Annotated in this window: 16 protein-coding genes; 7 read left to right on the forward strand and 9 right to left on the reverse strand. The window is 37.9% G+C overall.

What is annotated here, in order from left to right:
* Positions 1-2 precede the first annotated feature (2 nt).
* The 3 genes from PX700_RS15035 to PX700_RS15045 are packed head-to-tail and all read right to left on the reverse strand — an operon-like array spanning position 3 to position 3,116.
* Positions 3-410 (reverse strand): copper resistance CopC family protein, encoded by a 408-nt coding sequence (locus PX700_RS15035; protein ID WP_010558009.1) that lies wholly within the window; start codon positions 408-410, stop codon positions 3-5.
* Between the two features lie 22 nt (positions 411-432).
* Positions 433-1,296 (reverse strand): copper resistance protein B, encoded by an 864-nt coding sequence (locus PX700_RS15040; RefSeq protein WP_002963237.1) that lies wholly within the window; start codon positions 1,294-1,296, stop codon positions 433-435.
* The gene (locus tag PX700_RS15045; protein ID WP_010388409.1) at positions 1,293-3,116 is read right to left on the reverse strand and encodes a copper resistance system multicopper oxidase; all 1,824 of its coding nucleotides are present in this window, start codon (positions 3,114-3,116) and stop codon (positions 1,293-1,295) included. Before PX700_RS15045 ends, PX700_RS15040 begins: the two co-directional genes overlap by 4 nt.
* A 166-nt stretch (positions 3,117-3,282) precedes the next feature.
* Between PX700_RS15045 and PX700_RS15050 the strand changes: the two genes are divergently transcribed.
* Positions 3,283-3,969 (forward strand): heavy metal response regulator transcription factor, encoded by a 687-nt coding sequence (locus PX700_RS15050; protein WP_010388408.1) that lies wholly within the window; start codon positions 3,283-3,285, stop codon positions 3,967-3,969.
* Entirely contained in the window at positions 3,959-5,356 is a 1,398-nt protein-coding gene (locus PX700_RS15055; RefSeq protein WP_479521123.1) for a heavy metal sensor histidine kinase, read from the forward strand. The genes PX700_RS15050 and PX700_RS15055 overlap by 11 nt, the downstream gene beginning before the upstream one ends.
* A gap of 421 nt (positions 5,357-5,777) precedes the next feature.
* Here PX700_RS15055 and PX700_RS15060 read toward each other — a convergent pair whose 3' ends face one another.
* The 6 genes from PX700_RS15060 to PX700_RS15085 all read right to left on the reverse strand — a co-directional run bounded on the left by PX700_RS15060 (position 5,778) and on the right by PX700_RS15085 (position 8,366).
* Complete coding sequence (locus PX700_RS15060; RefSeq protein WP_076916053.1) at positions 5,778-5,993, reverse strand: GDCCVxC domain-containing (seleno)protein; 216 nt, start codon at positions 5,991-5,993, stop codon at positions 5,778-5,780.
* On the reverse strand, positions 5,981-6,370 hold the full coding sequence (gene merC, locus PX700_RS15065) for an organomercurial transporter MerC (protein ID WP_024601094.1): 390 nt from the start codon (positions 6,368-6,370) through the stop codon (positions 5,981-5,983). The genes PX700_RS15060 and merC overlap by 13 nt, the downstream gene beginning before the upstream one ends.
* Positions 6,371-6,435: 65 nt before the next feature.
* Entirely contained in the window at positions 6,436-6,813 is a 378-nt protein-coding gene (locus PX700_RS15070) for a MerR family transcriptional regulator (protein WP_010557530.1), read from the reverse strand.
* A 258-nt stretch (positions 6,814-7,071) separates the two neighbouring features.
* Entirely contained in the window at positions 7,072-7,398 is a 327-nt protein-coding gene (locus PX700_RS15075; protein ID WP_055011433.1) for a hypothetical protein, read from the reverse strand.
* Between the two features lie 39 nt (positions 7,399-7,437).
* The gene (locus PX700_RS15080; RefSeq protein ID WP_069438784.1) at positions 7,438-7,662 is read right to left on the reverse strand and encodes a hypothetical protein; all 225 of its coding nucleotides are present in this window, start codon (positions 7,660-7,662) and stop codon (positions 7,438-7,440) included.
* Positions 7,663-8,042: 380 nt separating this feature from the next.
* A complete protein-coding gene (locus PX700_RS15085; RefSeq protein WP_069438783.1) occupies positions 8,043-8,366 on the reverse strand; it encodes a hypothetical protein in 324 nt (107 codons plus the stop codon).
* Positions 8,367-9,042: 676 nt separating this feature from the next.
* Here PX700_RS15085 and PX700_RS15090 point away from each other — a divergent pair.
* From PX700_RS15090 to PX700_RS15110, 5 genes are all read left to right on the forward strand, one after another.
* Entirely contained in the window at positions 9,043-9,654 is a 612-nt protein-coding gene (locus tag PX700_RS15090; RefSeq protein ID WP_069438782.1) for a TnsA endonuclease N-terminal domain-containing protein, read from the forward strand.
* A complete protein-coding gene (locus PX700_RS15095) occupies positions 9,651-11,678 on the forward strand; it encodes a DDE-type integrase/transposase/recombinase (protein ID WP_214552594.1) in 2,028 nt (675 codons plus the stop codon). The genes PX700_RS15090 and PX700_RS15095 overlap by 4 nt, the downstream gene beginning before the upstream one ends.
* Before the next feature lie 35 nt (positions 11,679-11,713).
* Entirely contained in the window at positions 11,714-12,622 is a 909-nt protein-coding gene (locus PX700_RS15100; RefSeq protein WP_164834667.1) for a TniB family NTP-binding protein, read from the forward strand.
* Positions 12,622-13,953 (forward strand): TniQ family protein, encoded by a 1,332-nt coding sequence (locus PX700_RS15105; RefSeq protein ID WP_139129352.1) that lies wholly within the window; start codon positions 12,622-12,624, stop codon positions 13,951-13,953. The genes PX700_RS15100 and PX700_RS15105 overlap by 1 nt, the downstream gene beginning before the upstream one ends.
* A 591-nt stretch (positions 13,954-14,544) precedes the next feature.
* Positions 14,545-15,408, forward strand: coding sequence for a DUF6279 family lipoprotein (locus PX700_RS15110; RefSeq protein ID WP_479521124.1), 864 nt, complete (start codon positions 14,545-14,547; stop codon positions 15,406-15,408).

Here is a 15,408-nt window from a genome sequence, read left to right on the forward strand (position 1 = left end):
ACTTAATGATTATGTTTGCTGTGGGTATTAGATTGTTCTTGCATCATCTTATGCGATTCACTTTTGTGTACCATAAATCTAAACGTGTCGGTCATTTTATGTCCATCACCACCCAGTGCTGTCCATTTAACCGTGTAAGTGCCTTGGACTAAGCTCGGCAATGACCAACTAAAGTCTGTGCTTGGGGTAGAGCTTGGTTTGAAATCAAAGTTTATTGATTTATTTTTTTCATCTTTGATGATGACTTTTGCTAGCCTTACTTCACCACCAAAAGTTAACGAAAGTTGCTCTGGGCTTTTCATTAACATGGCTTCTTGCGCAGGTGTTGATTGCTTGAGTGATATATGCGCTGATGCGGAAAATGTAAGTACTAAACCTAAAATAGCTACTGCAGAATTAAAAAACTTCATAATTACCTCTTATTTAAAATGATTAAAACCAAAATTTAATACCCGTAACAAATGCGGTGTTGTTGCTACTTTGTCCACTTGATGTGGCATAGTCGGCGGTATTGCCAAATTTATTGCTCCATTCAACGCCAATATAGGGCGCAAACTGGCGTGTAAATTCATAACGAACCCTAAAGCCAATCGCGCTGCTTGATAGGCCACTTCCAAGTTCGTTTTGTTTATCGTTTTTGCCATAAAGTGTAATTTCGGCTCGCGGTTGTATAATTAGCTTTTGCGTGAGTAATAGTTCGTACTCTGCCTCTAACGTAAATGCGGTATTGCCTCGCTCACCTACGTATGCTGTCATATCAAGTTCAAACCAATAAGGGGCTAAACCTTGTAAGCCAAAAGCCAACCATTGCCGATTTTCACCTTCTTTATTGTAATCAAGACGAACACCTGCTTGAGTATCCCAATATGCTGATACGGCGTGACCCCATAAAATATCGGTTTGGTTTTCTTCAATACTTCCTTCGCTGAAATCACCCTCGGTTTTAATTACCAATCGATCAAAGGTAGTGCCGTACCATGCTTGTAAGTCAAATACACCTGCGTTTGCTTGCTCGTTATATTCAAGACGATCGCCTAGTAATGCGTAAAATGGATGCTCATCAGCGAGTGTTAATCGCTCATTGCCCTCAAGCGCATATGGGCCTTCTGTTAAAGTTGTTCCCGCAGAGTAAGCATGGGGGTCTCTTGCATCTTTAGGTGCACTTCCTCCTTGTGGTTGCATCTTAGCGCTATTCATTTGTGCCATTTCACTTTGCGCTAATAAAGGGAAACTAATTAATGAAGCCCCTGTTAACATTAATAAACCTAATGATTTAGATAGTTTTAATTGTTTCATGATACGACTACCTCTCTAAACATACCGGCATCCATATGGAATAATAAATGGCAATGCCAAGCCCAGCGACCTACATCGTGAGGGGTGGTTAAAAAGCTGATTCTTTGTGCGGGTTGAACAGGTATCGTATGACGTCGCACTTGCACATCACCTTGCTCGTTTTCTAAATCACTCCACATACCATGCAAATGCATAGGGTGCGTCATCATGGTATCGTTTTGTAAAATAACTCTTAAACGTTGGTTATGCTTCATATGCACTGGCGTGCTTTTACCAAATTCTAAGCCATCAAATGACCAGCTATAACGCTCCATGTTTCCGGTTAAATGCAGCTCAATTTCAGCTTCTGGCTCTTGCTGGTTAGTGATCCCTTCAAGTGAGTGTAAATCTGCAAGTGTTAAAACACGACGACCATTTTTACGTAAACCAATACCAGGATCATCAAGATTTGTTCTAGGCATATCAACGCGCATATCAACTGAAGCTCCATACTCCGTTTTTGCATGACGCACTTTAGAGCTGGCAACCGCTAATGGGTTTTCAGACATACCATGTTTGCTATGATCCATCGCCATTGCACCGTGGCCCATAGCGCTATGATCCATTTCTTTAGAGTTCATACCTGACATGCCTGCCATACCAGCCATTGCAGAGTGCTCACCGCCGTGGGTCATATTGCCCATCATATCGGTCATCGTTAACCATTCAACAGGGTCAAGTGCAGGTACTGGCGCATCAATATTAGGCGAGCTTGATAAAGTTCCTTTTGCGTAACCAGAGCGATCCATACTTTGAGCAAAAATCGTATAGGCATCATTTTTAGGCTCAACAATTACGTCGTAGGTTTCACCAGGGCCGAATCTAAATTCATCAACTGTCACTGGTTCAACGTTTTGCCCATCTGCTTGTACAACCGTTAGTTTTAACTCGGGGATACGCACGTCAAAAAAGCTATTACTAGAGCCATTAATAAACCTTAACCTAAGCTTTTCACCGACTTTAAATAATCCACGCCAGTTTGCCATTGGAGTACTACCGTTCATTAAAAAAGTCATTGCTGATGCAGATAAATCAGCTAAATCTGTAGGATTCATTCGCATCTGATTCCACATTTTTCGGCGCTGTAGAGCATTTGAAATACTGCTGCTTGAAACGTCATCGAAAAACTCTGGGACAGTGGGTTGATTGAAATTAAATACATCACTCTGTACTTTTAATTTACGGAACAGCGCCATTGGGTCATCATCAGTCCAATCAGATAATTGAATAACATGCTCGTTATCTGCACTAATAATATCGTTTTCTCGCGGTTCAATAATTAATGCACCGTACATGCCTGTCATTTCTTGAAAGCCACTATGTGAGTGATACCAATATGTACCGCTTTGTTGCAGTTTAAATTTATAAACAAAGGTTTCGCCCGGCATAATGCCTTTAAAGCTGATACCTGGTACGCCATCCATTTGATACGGTAAAATAATGCCATGCCAATGAATTGAACTCGGTACTGATAACTTATTTGTTACTCTAATAGTAACGTCATCGCCTTCTTTGAGGCGCAAGGTAGGAGCGGGTATAGATCCATTGATAGTTGTCGCCATACGTACTACGCCAGTAAAGTTAACCGGCGATTCATCTATAACCAGATCAATTACTTCGCCGCTAAGTTCGGGCACAGTGCCTGTTATTGTTCCTGCTACTAAAGATGATGCAGCATGTAATACACTCGGAAAAGCAGCAAGTACACCTCCTGCAATTAAGCCTTGAACAAATCGTCTTCGTGGTGTGCTAACCTGTTGTGATGACTTTTTAAACCCCATTTCCTTACTCCTTCATAGCAGAATATGTATTGAGTATAGAAAATAGACCTGTCTTCAACATGACGCGAACATTACAAAGTTGTAATCTTGGTGTCATGTTGCTGTAGTGACAGATACTGCATAATATTTGCAGAGGTAGTTGTTAGGACTTTAATGAAGGAATTGTATGCGCTTATTAGTTGTTGAAGATGAAGCAAAAACGGGAGATTATTTAAAACAGGGACTAAGTGAAGCTGGTTTTCAGGTTTCTTTGGCGCGCAATGGTCTTGACGGTCATCACCTAGCAATGACCGAATTATTTGATGTAATAATACTTGATGTCATGTTACCTGACGTATCCGGTTGGAAAATTTTACAGTCGCTACGTGAAGCAGATAACAAAACCCCAGTACTATTTTTATCTGCTCGCGATAGCATAGACGATAGAGTAAAGGGGCTCGAACTTGGTGCTGATGACTATTTAATAAAGCCTTTTGCTTTTGCTGAAGTTTTAGCAAGAGTACGCACTCTTATTCGCCGTGGTGCAGTACAAACAGTTGACGATATACTGATCGTTGCTGATTTAGAAATGGATATTCCAAAGCGAAAAATACAACGTGCAGGCAAGCGTATTTTATTGAGTAATAAAGAGTTTAGCTTACTTGAACTATTGTTACGGCGCGAAGGTGAAGTACTGCCACGTTCGTTAATTGCTTCTCAAGTATGGGATATGAATTTTGATAGCGACACCAATGTGATTGATGTTGCCATTCGTAGGCTAAGAGCAAAAGTTGATGATGACTTTACTATTAAATTAATTCATACAGTTCGCGGTATGGGCTATAAATTAGAGGTTGAAACTGATGGCTATTAAGTCACGGCCTTTATCACTTACGATGCGTGTTGTGTTGTTTGTGGCTGTAACCGTTATTGCGTGCTTAACTTTAGTTGCCACCTTAATAAATAGTTCGATAAAACATCATTTTTTCCAGCAAGATAGTAGTGAACTGCATGTTATTAATCAATCTATTGAATTAGTTTTAAGACAACACTATAAATCAAACCTGAAATTTAAAAATGAATTATCTAACGCTGTAGCGGGTCATCACGGTGTTTACTATCAGGTAAATACCGCAAAAGGAGATCTCATTTTTCAAAGCTCTGAACGAGATTTTAGTGATTTTGTAATGAGTGCTAAGGCTTCAACTGGCTTTAACCGTAACAACATTACCTCATGGCAAAATGATACCCACACCTACCGAGCTCTGGTGAGTAATTTAAGTACTGAGCAACAGCAATACAAAATTACTACAGCGATAGACATGAGCTTTCATTTACACTTTCTCAATCAATTTCAACAAAGCCTTTGGGCCATTATGTTTGGCTCAGCGGTACTCATTTCATTGGTGGCTTGGTTTGCTGTACATCAAGGATTAAACCCTTTACGAGGTTTAAGTCAGAAAATACACGATATCCAAACTAATAAAATGGATGTAAGGCTCGATGAAAATAAAGTGCCTATTGAGCTTGTTAATATGGTGCAGTCGTTTAACTCAATGCTCGACAGGCTCCAGGGTGAATTTATTCGCTTATCAAATTTTTCTAGTGATATTGCTCATGAACTACGAACTCCACTAACGAATATAATTACTCAAACACAGGTTGGATTATCTAAAAAAAGGCAGTTGGAAGAGTATCAAGAATTATTATTTTCTAACTTAGAAGAACTCGAGCGATTAACGAAAATGGTTAGTGATATGCTTTGGCTCGCCAAAACTCAAAACGGGCTAATTAAACCAGTTCAAAACACTCTAAAAAGCCATGATGAAATTGAAGTGTTATTTGAGTATTTTGACGCTTTGGCTGAAGACTCATTGATTGCATTTAATAAAAAAGGTCAAAACCTTTGTTTTTATTGTGACAAATTACACTTTCGCCAATTATTATCAAACCTCCTATCCAATGCAATAAGGTATGCCCCAAAAGGCTCATCAATCACAGTAAATAGTGAAATATTTACCGCTGATAAAATATGTATTTCAGTGATTAATACTGGGGAGAGAATACCTTCTGAGCATTTACCTTATTTATTTGACCGCTTTTATCGACCCGATAAATCGCGCCAACGACACAGCGATGGAGCTGGTTTAGGGCTTGCAATAGTTAAAGCTCTAGCGCAAGCAAACGGTGGAAATATAGAGGTCAGTTCAAATAATCAAACTACCAGCTTTAAAGTTTTTCTAAATTTAGCTAAAAGCTAATTATTAAATTTAATAACCCAATGTTTGCTTGTACCTCTAGACTTCCCAGCTTTCATTAAACACCGGTTTATAAACTTAAAGTACAAAACGGAAGTAAACTTCCGGTTTCTAACCCAATATTGCTATATTTCGGAAGCAAACTTCCGTTTATAGGAATTCAAAGGTAGTTATCGGAAATATACTTCTGTTTTTGAAAGCGTTGGCCTAGATAGCTATATGAGCCATTTTTCGGGGTCTTATTTGAGCGAAAAGCGGAGGGTCGGGTAAACTCGTTTTTGGACAAAAATGAGTTAGAGCTGAAGGACGGCTCTGTGCCAAAAGCAGCCCTTGAGTGACTTAGTGATAAAGGCTGCAATGATACGATTGCTGACATTTCACTATTTCTTTTTATGCCTTCTCATTGCCATTAATAGACTGTCATTTAGCTATCGCAACAACTTTGACCTTCTTGAATTGGCGGGCATTTCACTGTTCCATAAGAGCAATATACGCAACAATCGCCTTTCAAAGGCTTTAGGAGAACTTTGCAAGATTCACATTCATAATACCACTGGCAAGCGTTGGTTGGCATTTCTTCAGTTTTACTGAAGCCACACTCAGGGCAAGTAATGGTAGAATTTAACTCTATACTTTGCATGTTTGCTCCTTCAAAGGTTTAACAATGTCTAATACGGACATTACAATCATCAAACAAATACCTACATAAAACAAATAAGTGCTCCATTCGTATTGCCATAGTGGATAGAGGGTTAACAAAACCGCTATAGGGCCAATAACCCCAAGAATACCTCTCGCATGATTTTGGTTTTTATACCAGTTATACAAATTTACCAACAATGCCAGAGTTGCAAATATAGGTAACAAGGTATTTACAGCAATTCCCTCAAAGTGAGAGAGAAAGCCTAATCCTAATGCTGATGCTAACGAGCCGAGTGCGGGGAAGCACCCCGTACAACTAAGAGCCGCAAGCCAAACACCACCTGAGCTAACTTTATCTAAAATCTTATTAATCATTTTTAACGTCTAACATTATTTGAATGATTTGAGTATGAACTCCGTAGGTAGGTACGGAGTCAATACTATTTTAGCGAATCGATTATTGGGCAGTGGGATTGATCGTTATTGTTGCGGCATGAATTAGTCATTTCTTTTATGACGACTTCTAAGCGTTGAAGGTCAGCTATCTTATTTTGAATTACGTTCAATTTCAGCAAGCCTAGGGATTCTACTTTGGCACAATCGCCATCCATTGACATCAATGAAGCCACTTCTTTTAGAGTAAAGCCAAGTGCTTTGGCCTTACAGATGAATTGTAATTGTTTGGTGATTGAGTCGTCATAGACACGATAACCATTTTGAGGTTTTTGAGGCTGTTTTATCAAGCCTTCCCGCTCATAAAACCGTATAGTTTCTACGCCTATATCAAGTTCTTTAGCCAACTTGCCTATTGTTTTCATCGTCCAACCATAAAATCAACTTTAATCATGACATTAGTATATCAATACGAAGTAAAATTGCTCGAACTACAATGACTGGTTTTCACTAAAAGCTGCCCTTAGAGCATTTACGTTAACTCGTCTTGGGGCAGAAATGAGTTAAATCGGAAAGGCAGCTCATGGCACAAATGCGTCTGTTCGATTTGGTTGACTCTATTTGTTCAAATCTGACAGTTTTGGTTAGGTCTTATTAAATGAATTCATTCCGCGCTTATCTTGTTAAGCAAAAATGCTAACTAAATCACTATTAAAAGAAAGTCCGCTTAAGTTATTTTCATTAATCAGAGATTTAAACTCAGCATTGCAATAAAGTGCTGTCCCGCCTTGAATGCATGATTTGAAAACAAGATGTTTGTCTGATTTAAATGATAAGGATTTGAGGCCATCCTCAATACCATTCAGGTAAGCCTTTTCAGTAAGAAATTCGTCTTCTTCTTCGAAAACGAGTGGATTAAATAAAATTAGCTCTTTATCACACCTAAGCGGTATAAATTCCCCGTAAACTTGCAGATAGTTCCCTAGGGCAATATACGCTTTATGGTTCAAAACAAGGTAATTCGAAAATAAGTTTACGTCGTAGGCTTGCTATAAAGCTTCTTTTTCAACTTTGCAGCTAAATCCGTTTTTGACTATATCCGTTATTCTAGTTTTGCCGCTTGGAAAGCCAATCTTGGCTAATATTACTGCTTCTTTATAACTGAGGTTATTTTCTTCGGCAATTTGGTCTGCCATCGATACGATATCTAGGTCAATTATATCGTATGTTCTATCTGGTTTGTGCAATTTATAAATATCGAGTTCTTTTCTCATAAGTAATCCTTTGTGAAGTAATATTTGTGCTTATTAAAGATTAATGAAGCCAGAATATCAACTCCTTCGGCAACGCAAGCAGAACCTCATTGGATATTAGCCAAATTTTATTAGGCTGGATTACTAAAGGAGTGCGCATTAGTTATACCTATACTCTATTCATTTATTAGCTTTTACTGTATTCATTTATTAGCTTTTACTGTATTCATTTATTAGCTTTTAATGTATTCATTTATTAGCTTTTAATATAAAACTAGCAACATTTACATAATACAGATTCTCATCTTTGCCTACCAAAGCCCCTAAATATCTTCCATTATGTAGAGCTCACGACCCCCAAAAGTAAAATATAATAGATAGATTACAAGGCGTTAATCGCCTTATTTATCTTCCATAATATCTTTAAGTGCAATGCGTTTTAGCTGAGTGCCATCGCGATACCCTTTTACTAATAATTCATCTAATACAGCGCCGGTGTAAAAGGTATAGCCATTTTCTTCATCAACGGGAAGCTCATAAACAGAGCCTGATATTTGAGGCCAAATCCAATAATTCCCACAGGGTGATAAGTGAGGTAGAACCATTGAACCTGAGCTTACTCTCCATTCATCATCATTTTTCCATGAACAAAACAACACATAGCAGGGTTTGCTATCTATAGTTTGAAACGTTAAAACAACCCACCCCTCTGGCTTGTGTTTCATATATCACTCCATCTTGTTTGTAAAAAAATTTAAGCCTCCATTAACCTTAACCTAATAAGCGAGAACACCCCCTCTTTTTTCTTAAAAAAACACAAAAATAATGAAGCATATATGAACCCAGGATTAATTTTATTGGCACTTTGTTGAATTTTAAAACCAGATTCAAAGAAGATACCAAGAGGTCAGACCAGTTTAACCTTCTCTATTTTTGCGATATCTGCAATCATAGCGACTGCCTTTTGAAAAGCATTAACCTTGCTGGGGCTAGGTGTGAAATTTTAAATTTAAGCTTTTGGGAGTAACGCTAAATATTAATTACGCTTTGGGTGTTTTACTTGAACATAACAACGTCACGTTAAACACAAACATAAAATCGGTTTGGATAAGGTAAAAACAACTCGATAAACCTTCACAGTACTTTAAAGATAAATTTTTTTTGAGAATAAATAATTTGCCCGTAGAAAAAACATTGAACTTAACTTTTGAATTTTAAAGTGAGATTAACCCTTGAAAATAAAACAAAATTTTCAGTGGCTCCAAGGATTGATAAGCCTAATTATGACGAAAGGAATAATGTAAAAATGCTTACCAAGAACAACTATTCTAAAGATAAACCTTTTAATTTATCACCCATTATCTATAGTGTAAAGACATTTATTTTTTGGGAGGTAAAATTATGACCGTTACAAAGACGAACGCTAACGTTCACAGAGGTCGATTTATTATACGATTTTACTCCCATAAAAATCAGTGCGCACTTAATCCCGAGTCATTTCAGGAGCTGATCCTGGCTTTTAAACTGGAATGTGACCCTAATGTGAAGCTGTTTGCCACCCAGCCTGAGCAAATAGAAGTGACTATAGACAAAAAAGTTTACCGCTATACACCCGACTTCTTAGTCCTATATCATTCTGGCTTCGCTGAATATATTGAAGTTCATCATGAGTCTCAGGTTGATAAAGAGTATCACTCGAAAATTCATCTTTTTAATGAGTACACCCGAAAAAAAGCACAAATAGGTTTACGGTTAATCATCGTCGATAAGCTCAATACTATCTTTATGGCGAACCTTAATCTGATAACAATGTATTACTCGGAGCATTCATTCCCATTAACAATGCTGCCTGATGGAGATTTAACCTTTGGTGAACTCATCGAATGCTTGGAGGGTATAGCTAAAAACCCAGTGGCAGAGGCTTATGGACTAATTGCATCAAATGTATATAAATTCGATATGGAGAAGCCGTTAAACGCCTCTACTACATTGATGCGAGGTCACCTCAAATGATCGGATATGCTACGGGTACTGACTTGACTAATAAGTACGGTAACGTTGAATCTATTGCGTTTGTTGACAGTACATCAATACTCCTTTCCGGTGATGGTATAGAGACTAAGAAGCGCCTATTACCTCGAGACGACTTTGAGAAATCAATTGATGATCAAGGCTTTATATTAAGAAGCGCACAGCATCCACATATTGAACTAACAGAATATCAAAAGTTAACGGTTACATCACGATTGGTTTATCAATCTATCTTGAAAGAACTGGTTAGTGAAGGATACCCTGCTACAACCAAGAAGACATATGATGAGCTCATCAAACGAGTCGAGAGTCAACATCCTGCAACTATAGCCACAAAACACCCGCAATGGAAAACGGTATGTCGCCATTGGCGCGTATGGGTTCAATCAGATTTTAATGATGAAGCGCTTGCGGGAGTGAAGCGTAATAGGCCTATACGGCTAAATGCGGCCACTGAGGCTTTCATACAGCACTACATCGCTACCGTCTATTCGTGTAATAACTCTGCTTTCAAAGGCGCATATTACAGTAACTATAAACGAGAAGCGCAAGAAGCTAGCTTGAAAAATAATGAGATTCAAATCGCATCACAACGCACCTTTTACCGCCGGTTACAAGAGCTTACTGATGCCGAAAAACTTGCTAATTTTAAAGGTCTTTCACAAGCGGAAATCAATAAGCGACTAACAACGCTACGTAAACGAATAAAAACCTATTACGCAATGCAACGCGTTGAATGCGACCGTGTTGTGCTAAATATGTGTTTAATTGATGATAAAACAGGTCTACCGACACCGCCTATTTCTTTGTATGTAGCAATAGACGTTTACACACGCGCACCTATCTCTGTGGTGCTTAGCTTTGAACCTGAAAACTCTGCCGGTGGGCTTAACCTTTTACGTCAAATATTTATGGCGGATAGTAATCTTACAATGAATGGACGTAAACCGACTACATTGATTATGGATAATGGCCCAGGGTTTAATAATCGTTTGATAAAAAAGGCTGCGGAGCGACTTGAGTTAAATATTCATTATACACCTTCAAATCAACCTGCTAAAAAGCCATTCATTGAGTCATTTTTTAACGTATTAAGAGATCACTTTTTTTCGGGTATGAAGATTGAAACGCAAAGTGGTGAGACGAGTATTGGATTTCAAAGTTATTCAGGTAAACGTACTAACCCGAACTCACTCGACACAATTCCATTAGCTAAACGTGCGGATATAAAAGTATCTGATTTTACAAAGCTACTGAATATATTTTTGACAGAATACATGCACAAACACCATAAACAGGCTGGCCATACGCCTATCAAAAAATGGAATCAGTCCATTATTGATACGCCTATGCCTTCATTCACATATGATCAGCTACAACATTGCTTCCACGTGTCCAGAGCCCAGGCCTCACATAAATTACAGCAACGTGGAACTATCAGATGTTTAGGTCAAGATTATTACAGTGATGAGCTAAAACAACTATACGCGGCTACTAAAACAGACATGGAGCTGGGTGAAAACCCCTCTGTTTATGTGTTTCATGACGACCTAGATGCCAGAAAAGTAACAGTTCAAGCAACACTGCCTGGCGAGAACAATCCTGTGGAAATAGTGGCTGATAATATTGACCATCATGATACTAAACTACCAGTCAGCTTTGCTGAACTAAATGGCAATCAAACTCTGACCCAACTCGGAATATATACAGAAACTTTCTCCCATACTCCTACTGGTCACTATGTCGGTGAAATAACTGAATTCGTAAAGCAAAAGCCCAAACGCAAACAGCACAGAGGCCCAAAGGTAGCGTCTTTCAATAAAAATACGAAAGAGAACTTATCCATTGTAGAGCGAATAAAAAAATCTCATAAAGTGAATGAACTTAAATCACAGATATCGCACTCAGGTGAACAAGATACCTACGCAGATACGATAGTGAGCAAAACCAGAGAAATGGCCTCTACCCGTTATAATGATGATGAAGGAAATGAAAAACAATGGTAACTATGCCCAGTACAATTTTCGCATGTGACATACAAATGAAGATATGGCAAAGGATAGCGGAAATCCACAATATGTATCACGTACCTTCAGAGGATAAACGAGCTCAACTTATTTATGGTGCCTCGGGTGCTGGCAAGACGTATATATTAAAGCAGTATCACGCTCAGTTTTTACCTGTTACTAAGCCAGAAAAAACGACAAAACCAATCTTTTATGTCGCTTTTAAGGAGTTTAAAAAAAGTACTGCAGAGATAACTCGATTTTTAATTTCAGAGCTAGACGGAACAACACAAAATTCTCGCACTACTGCAGCTGAATTGGATGCCCAACTTATCTCACTTCTCAAAGGCCTAGAAGTGGAGCTAATCATTCTTGATGAAATTCAGAATATTGCCTCAAGTTATGATGGGATAGAGTTTCAACGAATTATTAAATATTTTTGCTATCTGATCGATAGCAACAAGATCCGTTGTTCGATTATTTTCGCCGGTACAAGCAGTGCTAAGCGCCTTATTACATTTGGTAGAACCGCCGGTAAATTTGACGATGACGAGCAGATGTCTCGTCGACAAATGCGCCCCATTGAAATTAAGCCAATCCTTCCTAAAACGAAAAACTGGATTGCCTGTTGTAATTGGTTCATTCAACAAGTTGGGTTGCCAAATTTAACAAAGGATGAGCACAGTGAGCTACTTGATCGTATTTACCTTGCGTACAGTGAGCACACCATGAGTACAATGCGCGATTTATTTTTACGTAATAACACACGAAATGCAAAAAACTATGATCAGCTTATAGAAGCCTTATTTGAAAACTTTGAGAAATATGCAATTGGGGCTGTCAATCCATTTGATTATGAACTTTTAACAAAAAAACAATTAGATGCATATCTAAATGAGCAAGATAAAAACCTTAGAAGTCAGTTCTATTCGGGGTTATGCTAATGCGTTTCCCAATAAAACCCTCTTACTATGAAGCGGAGTCAGGTATTGGTTATGTACTTCGTTTACTTAAAAGAAATGGCATACAATCAGAATCTCGCGTACTCAATAAGGCTATGCTAACCAGTATCATCAAAGGTAGATCAACAAAGAACGGACTCCTTGATCACCTTATTCCTATAACTCGCACTTTATCATCATTAAAGATAAAGTGCTGGACACATGCGAGATTGCTAACGCCACAAGTTTGTCCAGATTGTGTTAACCAATATGGGTATTTTAGGGCCCAGTGGCAAAATCCATTTTTACGACACTGTATTATTCATGAGTGTGCCCTGTTATCCGAATGCCCTCATTGCAATTCACCGCTGCAATTTACCATTAATCTTCTAAATGGCCGCTGCACATCACCTTTGTGCGGCTTACGCTTAACGCATATGCCATTGAATAATCAATTAAAATCACCTGAACAAGTCCACGATGCATACCTCATAGCTAAAGTGATAGTTGACGATAGTAATACACGAACGAGTTTCCCACCAAAGGAGATTACCTCCACATTATTAAATAGAGCGGCTGATATTCTTAATAACCCAGATAGTGCTAGAGTATTCTTAAGTGAAAGGGCTAAACGTGTACCAACAGATCTACCGTTGAACATTGAGTTTCACAAAATTGAAATTATTGTTCAGAATTTGCTATGTGAATGGGGGTCATTATCCACACTATATGAAATGTATAATAGCGAGTATATTCGTTCAAAAGCTCCCATAACTCAGCTTTGGTTTGAAGCTCAAACAGCCTCCTCTATAATTGGGATAACCTTTAAACAAATCGCTCTTTTAGTCGAAGTTGGATTGATAAGAACTGATTCAAAAAAGGCCTTAAGAACAGATACTCGCGTTGAAATATCAGGTGTTTATACCTTTTTAGCCGAGTTCAGCCACAATAAAGATTACGTCCCCCTTTCTGAGCTACGTCGCTTTATGGCTCTTCATAATATCTGTATAACTGATGTACTGATAGCTGCTAAAAATAAAGAATTATCAATAACATACAAACCTTCATTAGACTTAATGCATTCCATACACGTTTTGCCTGAAGCATTCGATACCTTTTGTAAATTACATACTCAACTTATAAGAGATAAAACGATGTCCGTTGCAAACGTAGCTGAAGTCACCGGTATACCAAAGGTAGAACTAATGAGGTTGATTAATACCGGTAAGCTCAGGCCCGTTTACATTCATGGCAATAATTCAAAACGTATACTTAATTGTGATACTTTGAAGTTGGCGAAAACGCAAAACAAACAGCTATCACTCGACATTTAGTACTTTGTAATTTCAACTTTAATTTTTAGGCCGAGACATGTTCTCGGTCTATGCTTTATTAATAACAATACCGGCAGTTCACTAAAACTAATCGACTGAATATCAATAAGTTTAACTTTCCCTTTTTTAATAAAGGTTTAGTAACTTCATCCATAACTAAACCTAAATCAAACCAAATTTGAATTAACTCAACATTACAAATGAAGCTTCGCATATCTGCATTTTAACTTTCACTTAAATGGCTTCATTTCTCTTTATCCTAAAAATCCATTTTCTAATCGATTTACTACACTTTTACTAAGTAAATATTAGCGTATAGTGTTCGCCACTAATTTACCGAATACAGAATCTACTTAATTATGTGCTCATTAAAATCAAGTCAGAGTTCTTCAGTGGCAGAATGAGAATCTGCAAGGCAGAATGAGAACTTTTTGGCTGGATGAGAATTTGTGTTGGGGCAGTTTTTAGCTATAAATAATTCTCAATTTAAGAGGCGCAGTACCGATAAAGAACACAAGCTAAGTTATTGTTTTGAAATCTTATTACATGGCTGAGATTCTCAAGTTATATGGCGCCGATCAGGAGAAAGTGATGCTTAATAATTTTAAAACTAAAAAGCTAATACGCTCATGCTTCGCTATAAGTATGCTGTTTTTATGTAGTTGCTCAGCATCCTTTACGTATAACAATTTAAGTTGGCTTTCATCGTTTTGGGTTGATGATTATATTGATTTGAATAAAAAACAAAATGAGCAGCTAAAAGATATAATTAAGACCACTCAAACGTGGCATAGACGTACTCAGTTACCTGCATACAAGCTAGATATACAAAATATTAAAACGCTTTTTAATCAATCACTCGAAACCGATCAATTAAAAGAACAAGTCGTTTTTGCAAAAAAGCATTGGCAAAACTTACTTGAGTACGCACATCTTCCTCTTGCAGAACTAGGTGCAACATTATCTGATGAGCAACGAGATGAACTTTTAAATAATATTCAATCACAAATTGATGAAGAGCGAGAAGAGTTTAACGATCAAACTGCGCATGAGCGTAAAGCCGAGCGTTTAGAGTCACAATTTGAATACTACGAAGAGTGGGCGGGTAAGCTCAGTAAAGGGCAAAAAGCGTTAATAACCACGGCCAATGAGCAACATCAAGATTCAAATACGCTTTGGCTAGAGTACAAGCAAAACCGGTTAGATTCTGCTAAACAAATATTTGAAAATAAAAGCTTAACGCAAAGCCAGTTTATTGATCAATTGAGTACGGTAATAAAAGAGCGCGAGCTTTATATGAGCCAAGAGTTACTCAAAATAAATGAAGAAAACCTTAATTTATATATAAGCTTACTCTACGAATTAAATATGGCGTTGAGCGTAAAGCAACGCCAAAATGTAAATGATCAATTTGATGAGTTAATCGAAACCTTAAACGATATAATAGAAAGCTAA

This window comes from Pseudoalteromonas sp. TP27, from assembly GCF_056470645.1.

Excerpts from the sequence above, each read along its gene's own strand:
- PX700_RS15040 (WP_002963237.1), bottom strand. The coding sequence starts at position 1,296 with ATGAAACAATTAAAACTATCTAAATCATTAGGTTTATTAATGTTAACA.
- PX700_RS15085 (WP_069438783.1), bottom strand. The coding sequence starts at position 8,366 with ATGAAACACAAGCCAGAGGGGTGGGTTGTTTTAACGTTTCAAACTATA.
- PX700_RS15100 (WP_164834667.1), top strand. The coding sequence starts at position 11,714 with ATGAAGATATGGCAAAGGATAGCGGAAATCCACAATATGTATCACGTA.
- PX700_RS15035 (WP_010558009.1), bottom strand. The coding sequence starts at position 410 with ATGAAGTTTTTTAATTCTGCAGTAGCTATTTTAGGTTTAGTACTTACA.
- PX700_RS15045 (WP_010388409.1), bottom strand. The coding sequence starts at position 3,116 with ATGGGGTTTAAAAAGTCATCACAACAGGTTAGCACACCACGAAGACGA.
- PX700_RS15055 (WP_479521123.1), top strand. The coding sequence starts at position 3,959 with ATGGCTATTAAGTCACGGCCTTTATCACTTACGATGCGTGTTGTGTTG.
- PX700_RS15060 (WP_076916053.1), bottom strand. The coding sequence starts at position 5,993 with ATGCAAAGTATAGAGTTAAATTCTACCATTACTTGCCCTGAGTGTGGC.
- PX700_RS15095 (WP_214552594.1), top strand. The coding sequence starts at position 9,651 with ATGATCGGATATGCTACGGGTACTGACTTGACTAATAAGTACGGTAAC.
- PX700_RS15080 (WP_069438784.1), bottom strand. The coding sequence starts at position 7,662 with ATGAGAAAAGAACTCGATATTTATAAATTGCACAAACCAGATAGAACA.
- PX700_RS15105 (WP_139129352.1), top strand. The coding sequence starts at position 12,622 with ATGCGTTTCCCAATAAAACCCTCTTACTATGAAGCGGAGTCAGGTATT.
- PX700_RS15050 (WP_010388408.1), top strand. The coding sequence starts at position 3,283 with ATGCGCTTATTAGTTGTTGAAGATGAAGCAAAAACGGGAGATTATTTA.
- PX700_RS15110 (WP_479521124.1), top strand. The coding sequence starts at position 14,545 with ATGCTTAATAATTTTAAAACTAAAAAGCTAATACGCTCATGCTTCGCT.
- PX700_RS15090 (WP_069438782.1), top strand. The coding sequence starts at position 9,043 with ATGACCGTTACAAAGACGAACGCTAACGTTCACAGAGGTCGATTTATT.
- merC (WP_024601094.1), bottom strand. The coding sequence starts at position 6,370 with ATGATTAATAAGATTTTAGATAAAGTTAGCTCAGGTGGTGTTTGGCTT.
- PX700_RS15070 (WP_010557530.1), bottom strand. The coding sequence starts at position 6,813 with ATGAAAACAATAGGCAAGTTGGCTAAAGAACTTGATATAGGCGTAGAA.